We start from the raw sequence: 7,540 nt of genomic DNA, 5'->3' as shown, positions 1-7,540 counted from the left end.
GGTGCACCGCGGGCCCCGCACGCGCCCGCACCAGCGGCACCGCACGGCCCCCAGGCCCCGGCCACGCCCCCGAGCCTGCGGGAGCTGCCCGGCGCCGGAAACGGCCCGGTCCCCTACGACAGCCAATTGGCCGCCGTCGTCCACTTCCTCAAGCAGGTCGGTGGCGATCGGCTGTTCGTCGAGATCGTGCAGGCCCTGATGGGTACCGCCGGTCAACTCGCCCCCGCCGCACCCAAGGGTGCCGCGGCCAGCGCCCCGGTTCCCGGCGTCAAGACCGTCGACGCCCTCACCGACCCCCTCTCTCTCCTGCGCCAGGCCGGGGTGCAGCCGCTGAGCCCCTCCGTGGCCCCGTTCTGCGCCGCGCCCACCCCGGAGAACCCGCTGGGGCTGGTCAACGCCGGTGCCGCCGCCATCCCCGGGCCGTGGCCGGTGCGCAAGGACAATCCGCTGAACCCGCTGCTGAAGCTGCCGTTCCCGCTGCCGGGCATCGAGGTCCCCGACCCGAACATCGTGAAGGACAACCAGACCGCGTTCGCCTTCATCCCGCCCGAGACCACGGTGGCCGGCAAGCGCGGCACCATGCGCGTCGCCTGGTTCAACACCGGCACCATGCGCGGCGGCATCAACGAGCTGACCCCGCTCGCGGACACGAACCCGATGCTCAAGGTGCTGCCCGGGATGTCGGGCGTGCGCTTGACGCCGATCGACACCGGCAAGGGCACCGTCCTGGCCGCCGTGTACGGCACGGCCGGCGCCGCGGGGCGCGAGTGCTTCTTCCTGCCCGCGGTCGGAGTGATCAATTCCTAAGGGCTGGCTCGCGGCCACCGCCGCTGCGGGCCTCGCCGCGACCGCTGCCGGCGCGGCACACAACCGTCGGCTGGCCGCACTGACCAAACCGATCCCGATGGCGCTCCTGGCGGCGCGGGTCGCCACCGACCGGCGGACCGCACCGCTCGACCGGGCACTGGTGCTCGGCGCGATCGGGTTCTCGATGGCCGGCGACCACTGGATGCTGCGCGAGGAGTTCGCATCCGCCGAGTCGGCGTCGAAGAACGCCCTCCTGCGGCGCGGCGCCGCCCTGTTCGCCGGCGCCCAGCTCTGCTATCAGGCGGCATTCGCCCGACGGGGAGCCCGATTCCGGCTGCGGGCCTTCGCGCCGCGCATGGCGGCGATGGGCGAACCGGCCGTGGTCCTCGCGGCCAACGCGCCGTCGGTACTTCCGGTACTCGGACCCTACGGGGCCCTGTTGGCGGGGATGTCGACGATGGCCGCCGACGACGGCACCACCGCCGCGGCGGGCGGCCTGCTGTTCCAGGCCTCCGACATCGCGATCATCAACCGGCGCCACCTGGTGCACTCCCCCGCGCTGCGCGCCGGCGCCGAGGCATGGGTGTTGGGGAGCTACTTCGGCGCGCAGTACCTGCTCGTCGACGCGCTGCTGCAGCCGCGCTAGACCGCCTGCGCCGACCCGCGGCAGACGCCGGTCTGCGGGTTCACGCCGGGCACGACGAACATCGCCTCGACGGATTGGCGGATCTCGAAGTTCACCCGTCCACGACCGGGGTGCAGCACGACCTGCCAGGTGTTGCGGTCGGCACGCGTGCGCACCTTCACCACACCCTTGCGACCGGTGTCGACGTTGCGCCACAGCACGCGCGTCCACATCGTGTACTCCGTGATCGGCGTCATCGTGATCTGCATCCGGTAGGTGCTGGCGATCAGCGCGATGGCCGGGGCCGGCAGCCCATCCGACGGATGGGCGATGTTGTTCCAGACGTCGACGCGGGTGTGCAGGTCCGGCCCGGGCCACGGGTCGCGAACCGGGCACTGCAGCGACTTGACGTAGGTGCGGTTGGCCGGGCCGTCATACGGGTCGTCGCCCGGCGCGGCCTGGGCCGGAGCGGCGATGACGCCGCCCGCGAGCAACCCGGAACCGACCAGGCCGAGTGCGATCTTCACTCCGCTTTGCATGCGACCACCCTAACGGTCGATAGACTGCGGTCATGGCCAACTTGCCGAATTCCGCCCGGCTGACCATCGCGCAGGAACCCGCCGCCGACGAGCTGCTCTCCTCCGACCCCTTCGCGCTGCTCACCGGAATGCTGCTCGACCAGCAGTTCCCCATGGAACGCGCCTTCGCCGGCCCGTTGAAGGTGGCCCAGCGATTCGGCACCCTCGACCCCGCGGCGATCGCGGCGGCCGACCCCGAGCAGTTCGCCGACCTGTGCGCCACCCCGCCGGCGGTGCATCGCTACGGGCGGTCGATGGCCGGCCGCATCCAGGCACTCGCGCAGGTCGTCGTCGACGAGTACGGCGGGGACACCACCGCCATCTGGTCCGACGCGCCGACCGGCGCCGAACTGCTCAAGCGGTTGCGCGCCCTCCCCGGCTTCGGGGAGCAGAAGGCCAAGATCTTCCTCGCGCTGCTCGCCAAGCAGCTCGGCGTGACGCCGCAGGGGTGGACGACCGCTGCCGGCGACTATGCGAAGACGGGCTACCGCTCGGTGGCCGACGTCGTCGACGCCGATTCGCTCAAGCAGGTCCGCGAGTTCAAGAAGGCGGCCAAAGCGGCCGCCAAGGCCGGCGGGTGAGCCGGATCCCCGAGGGCGAGCAGGGTCTTCCCGCCGACGATCTGATCGCCGAGCTGGAGAACGAGCTCACCGAGTTCTGGCGGCGCGGCCGTGCTCGTGCGCGCGAGCGCGCCCACGCCGTCGATCCGCGCATGGACCCGTCCTGCTACCCGCTGCTCATGGCGGTCGCCCACCGCGGACCGATCCCGATGTCGACGTTGGTCCAGCGCCTGGAGATCGAGAAGTCGACGGTGACCCGTCAGGTCGACGTCCTCGAGCGGCTCGGGCTGGTCGCGCGCCTGCCCGACCCCGACGACGCCCGCGCCCGCGTCGTCGAACTCACCGCCGACGGGCACCGACGGATCGGCGAGGTGTTCGCCACCGCGGTACCGCAGTGGCGCGAACGGTTGTCCCGGTGGGACCCCGACGACGTCCGCACGCTGATCGACCTGATGCGCCGTCTGGAGCGCAGTCTGAGCGGCGACGACGACTGAGGGCGACGTAGATCACGTCGCCGCCGCCGTTATTTAGTTGCTAGTTGCAACGAAAGTTGTCTACCGTGGGCGCGGTGACCGACCCAGCGAACACCGACCTGACCCCCATGACCCAGCGCCAGAAGATCGAGGCCCTCGTCGGCCTGCTGCTGGGCATGTTCGTGGCCTTCCTCTCCTCGACCGTCGTGTCGATAGCCCTGCCCGAGATCATCAAGGGGCTGCACGGCACGACCGACCAGTACACGTGGGTCGTGACCGCGACCCTCCTCGCGTCGACCGCGACCACCCCGATCTGGGGCAAGTTCGCGGACCTGATGAGCAAGAAGCTCCTGGTCCAGATCGCCCTGACGGTCTTCACCCTCGGCTCCGTGCTCGCCGGCATGTCGACGTCGGCCGGCATGCTCATCGGTTTCCGTGCCCTGCAGGGCCTGGGCCTGGGCGGGTTGCAGGCACTGGTGATCATCGTGATCGCGTCGATGTTCTCCCCGCGCGAGCGCGGCCGTTACCAAGGCCCGATCGCCGCGGTGATGTCGATCGCGACGGTGGGCGGCCCGCTGCTCGGCGGCGTGATCACCGACACCAGCTGGCTGGGCTGGCGCTGGACCTTCTACGTCTGCGTGCCGCTGGCCCTCATCGCGCTCGTCGTCATCCAGCGGACCCTGAACGTGCCGACGATCCGCAAGGAGAACGTCAGCATCGACTACCTGGGCGCCGTGCTCATCGGCGGCGGCGTGGTCGTGCTGCTGATCTGGGTGACGCTGGCCGGCAAGTCCTTCCCGTGGGCCTCGGGCCGTTCCTACGCGCTCGCGGGGCTCGGTGCCGTCCTGTTGGTGCTGGCCGTGCTCGCCGAGGGCAAGGTCCTCAACCGATTGTTGCCGGGCTTCCTCAAGGTGAGCGACCCGATCATCCCGCTGCGCCTGTTCCGCGACCGCACGACCACGCTCGCCACCCTGGCCAGCGTCGCCGTCGGCGTCGCACTGTTCGGCTCGGCGGTGTTCCTCGGCCAGTACTTCCAGCTGGGCCGCGGCTACTCGCCCACCGTGGCCGGCCTGTTGACCCTGCCCATGGTCGGCGGCTCGCTGATCTTCTCGACGGTGTCGGGCAGTCTCATCACCCGCTTCGGCCGCTGGAAGATCTTCCTGGTCACCGGTGGCGTGCTGATGACGGCCGGTTTCGCCCTGTTGTCGACCATCAAGGGGCACACCAACATGCTGCTGGTCGGCACCTTCCTGTTCCTCCTCGGCGCGGGCATGGGCATGACCATGCAGAACCTGGTCCTGCCGGTGCAGAACTCGGTGCCGGCGGAGAACCTGGGCGTGGCCACCTCGACGGTCACCTTCTTCCGGTCGCTCGGCGGCGCGGCGGGCGTCTCGGTGCTCGGCGCCGTGCTGGCCACCCACGTCAAGGACCTCACGTTGTCCGGGCTGCAGGCGATGGGGGCCACCCTCGCCCCCTCGGTGGGCCGCGCCGGTGCCCTCGCCCGCGTCCAGGAGTGCGGTGCGCACCTGAAGGCCGGGATCGCCGGTGGGCTGCCCGCCGACTGCGAGGAGGTCCAGCGCAACGCCTTCGGCGACGGTGTGCCGACCATCTTCCTTATCGCCGCGGTGATGGCTGCGCTGGCACTGATCGCGATCCTGTTCATCAAGGAGGTCCGCCTCAAGACGATGACGCCGCTCGAGGAACAGCAGCAGCAGGCGGCCGAGGCGATGGCCGGGCTCGCCCCGGAGGAGTCCGTGGAGGTCGTGGAGGCCGAGCTCGGCCTCGACAAGCCGCGTCGCGGCGCCACGTCGTAGCCGATTAGCGGTGGTGCCCGACATCGGGTGCCCTAAGCTGGGCCCATGTCGGACAACTCCCTGAGCCCGCAAATGGTGATCGGCCTGCCGATCCGCCTGGGCTTCGCCATCACCGGTGTCGCGCTCGGTGCCGTCGAGTCGGCGGTCTCGGTCGCGCGGGTCACCGCCGAAGGCGTGCAGAACGAGGTCAACCACGCGCTCGGCATCCGCGGCGACCTGCTCTCGGACACCCGGTCCCCGTTGGAGATCCTCAGCCACGTCGCCGAACTCCTCGGGCCGGACCGGCCGATCGGCCGCGCGCTCGCGCCCGGCGGACCCGTCGACCGCCTGCTGCAGCGCGGCGGCGTCGTCGACCGGCTCACCGACTCGCACGGCATCCTGGAGAAGCTCACCGCCACCGGTGGTTTCCTCGACCAGGCCACCGACGAGAACGGCATCCTCATGCGGTTGACGGCCAAGGGCGGCCCCCTGGACCGACTGACCCGCGAGGGGGGAGTCGTCGACCAGATCACCGACAACGAGGGTCTACTGGACCGCCTCACCTCCGAGGGCGGCATCGTCGACAAGCTCACTGCCCCCGGGGGCGTGCTCGACAAGGTCGCCGAGCCCGGTGGCATCATCGACCGCCTCGCCGACGAGGACGGCCTGCTCGACCAGCTGCTCGGCGAGGACGGCGCGGTGGAGCGCACGATCGCCCCCGGCGGGCCGCTCGACCGAGTCGCCGAACTGGCCGAGAACATGAACGAGCTCACCCCGAGTCTGCTCGCGATGAAGGAGGCCGTCGCGGACCTGCGCGAGACGGTCGAGCTGCTCAACGAATCGGTCGCCCCGCTCGGCGGGCTGGCCGGGCGCCTGCCCAAGCGCCTCACCCGCGGCAAGCAGCCGGCGATCCCGCCGGCCGCCACCGCCTACGACGAGTAGTGCCCGACAATCTGCGCCACCTCGCACGCGGGGCGGTGGTCTCGGTGTCGCGCCGCATGCTCATGGCCGTGGCACTGGTCCTGCTCGTCGCGGTGATCCTGGCCTTCACCACGGCCCTCGGCCTCAAGCAGACCGCGGTGCTCTGCGCCGTGCTGACGGTCATGCTGACCGTCACCGGATCGCACGTGCTGGTGCGGCTCGACGTCACGCTCACGCTGCTGAGCGGCACCCTCATCCTCCTCGCCAGTCTGCCCGCGCTGCTGATCAACAAGTGGCTGGCGATCCCCTTCGTCTGTGCGGTCATCCTCTTCACGACGATGGCCGGGGTGATGGGCCCGCGGTTCGGCGCGTGGGGCAATTCGACGGCGATGGCGATGATCTACACCGCCGGGACCGCCGCCTCGCACCGCGACGCCACCGGCAAGCTGACCTGGGACGTCCAGGAACTCCTCCTTTCCGTCGTGGTTGCCACGGTGCTCGCCGCCCTGCTGGCGGTCGTGATCAGTTTCCGCAAGGGCGACCGCGCCCTCGACGACGCCCTGGACCCGCCGCCCGACCTCGGCCTCGTGTTCATGAACGGACTCGTGCTGGGCACGATCCCGGCGCGCGTCGTCGACCCCTCCGCCCGACGGGGGGCCCGGATCACCGTCGGCCGGCGGCTACGGCTCCACGGCGCCGGGGCGATCGTGCGCGGGCTGGTGGACATGAAGAGCGTGGAACTGCGACAGGGCATCCGCCTCGTCGTCGTGCTGGCCGCGGCGTTGACCGTCATCCTCCTGCACCCGGGCATGCCGCTGACGCTCGCCATGCTGGTCACCACCCTGGCCCTGCTGCAGCCGACCCGGCAGCGCACGCGCACCGCGGTCATCCAGCGCCTCACGAGCGCACTGATCGGTGCGGGTGTCGTGGTGGTGTTCAGCTGGGCGATCTCCGGCCTGGAGCACTCGCGGGAGATCTCGCTGGCGGTCGGCCTGGTGGCCATGCTGATCCAGGTCGCCTACCTCGGCCACCCGTTGATCACCGTCGGCTTCTCCATCCTCGCAACGTCGTCGATCCCGATGCTCGGCTGGCACGGCACACCGGTGCGCTACGCGCTGGTCTACCTCGCGGCACTCGGCGTCATCGCCCTGTTCGCCCTGCTCCTCGAAGTACTCACGCCCGACCCGTCGGCCACCGACGAGGAGATCCTCGCCTCCCTCCGCGACCTGGTCGACACCACGCCGCGGTCGATGCCCTGGCGCCGCGCCTGGGCGCACGCCGCGGCGGTCGAATCGACCCTGTCGTCGGGACCCCACGCCCAGACCGGCCTCGCGCAGATCATGCACACCGCACGGATGGCGACGATCTTCTCGGTGGAGCCCGACGACCAGTGGGCAGCGATGGCGCAGGACGCCTACGACCAGGCCGCCGCGATCATCGCGGTCGACCGCCCCTGACCGCCGCCCGCAGCGCCGTCAGGTAGTCGTCGACGTCGAGGACGTCGGGGTCCGCCAGAACCGACACCGTCACCGACCGGCCGATCCCGTGGACCCCGTGGGTCAGCGCGTGGGCCGTCGAGAGGGCGGGAAACCCGGCGGTGAACCGGATGCCGCCGCCGGCCAGGGCGAGATTCGCCGCGCCGCGGTTGACCGACGACACGACGGTGTGCCCGGTCACCGCGGCGGGCGGCGCGGGATCGTCGAATCCGGTCGTCGCCCAGTGCATCAGCGGTGCCGGCGTCCGGTCCTCGGCGCGACGGGCCGCGACGCGCGCCGGCCGCGCG

8 protein-coding genes and 1 pseudogene are annotated in these 7,540 nt (G+C 71.2%); 7 read left to right on the top strand and 2 right to left on the bottom strand.

Features of this window, described 5'->3' with window-relative positions; translation table 11 throughout:
- The coding region (locus tag QM634_RS16190) for a hypothetical protein (RefSeq protein ID WP_415043797.1) at positions 1-807 on the top strand (807 nt) is incomplete at its 5' end.
- Positions 800-1,453 carry a lysoplasmalogenase family protein gene (locus QM634_RS16185; RefSeq protein WP_415043799.1) on the top strand — a complete coding sequence of 218 codons (654 nt, stop codon included), beginning with the start codon at positions 800-802 and terminating at the stop codon, positions 1,451-1,453. The genes QM634_RS16190 and QM634_RS16185, both read left to right, overlap by 8 nt.
- Here QM634_RS16185 and QM634_RS16180 read toward each other — a convergent pair.
- The gene (locus QM634_RS16180; protein ID WP_415043796.1) at positions 1,450-1,971 is read right to left on the bottom strand and encodes a hypothetical protein; all 522 of its coding nucleotides are present in this window, start codon (positions 1,969-1,971) and stop codon (positions 1,450-1,452) included. The two genes, QM634_RS16185 and QM634_RS16180, sit on opposite strands and share 4 nt — an antisense overlap.
- 32 nt (positions 1,972-2,003) lie before the next feature.
- Between QM634_RS16180 and QM634_RS16175 the strand changes: the two genes are divergently transcribed.
- The 5 genes from QM634_RS16175 to QM634_RS16155 all read left to right on the top strand — a co-directional run bounded on the left by QM634_RS16175 (position 2,004) and on the right by QM634_RS16155 (position 7,214).
- On the top strand, positions 2,004-2,591 hold the full coding sequence (locus tag QM634_RS16175) for an HhH-GPD-type base excision DNA repair protein (protein WP_415043795.1): 588 nt from the start codon (positions 2,004-2,006) through the stop codon (positions 2,589-2,591).
- Positions 2,588-3,064 carry a MarR family winged helix-turn-helix transcriptional regulator gene (locus QM634_RS16170; protein ID WP_415043794.1) on the top strand — a complete coding sequence of 159 codons (477 nt, stop codon included), beginning with the start codon at positions 2,588-2,590 and terminating at the stop codon, positions 3,062-3,064. Before QM634_RS16175 ends, QM634_RS16170 begins: the two co-directional genes overlap by 4 nt.
- 107 nt (positions 3,065-3,171) lie before the next feature.
- Positions 3,172-4,857: an MFS transporter gene (locus QM634_RS16165; protein WP_415043798.1), complete on the top strand. Its 1,686-nt coding sequence runs from the start codon at positions 3,172-3,174 to the stop codon at positions 4,855-4,857.
- A gap of 45 nt (positions 4,858-4,902) precedes the next feature.
- Positions 4,903-5,778, top strand: coding sequence for a hypothetical protein (locus QM634_RS16160; protein ID WP_415043793.1), 876 nt, complete (start codon positions 4,903-4,905; stop codon positions 5,776-5,778).
- A complete protein-coding gene (locus tag QM634_RS16155; protein ID WP_415043792.1) occupies positions 5,778-7,214 on the top strand; it encodes a hypothetical protein in 1,437 nt (478 codons plus the stop codon). Before QM634_RS16160 ends, QM634_RS16155 begins: the two co-directional genes overlap by 1 nt.
- Here QM634_RS16155 and QM634_RS16150 read toward each other — a convergent pair.
- A pseudogene (locus tag QM634_RS16150) lies at positions 7,192-7,540 on the bottom strand (DUF1298 domain-containing protein); the annotation flags it as partial. The gene QM634_RS16155 and the pseudogene QM634_RS16150 overlap by 23 nt on opposite strands.

The sequence above is a fragment of the Gordonia sp. (in: high G+C Gram-positive bacteria) genome (genome assembly GCF_047606305.1).
Lineage (GTDB): Bacteria > Actinomycetota > Actinomycetes > Mycobacteriales > Mycobacteriaceae > Gordonia.
This window is presented reverse-complemented; position numbering and strand designations above follow the sequence as displayed.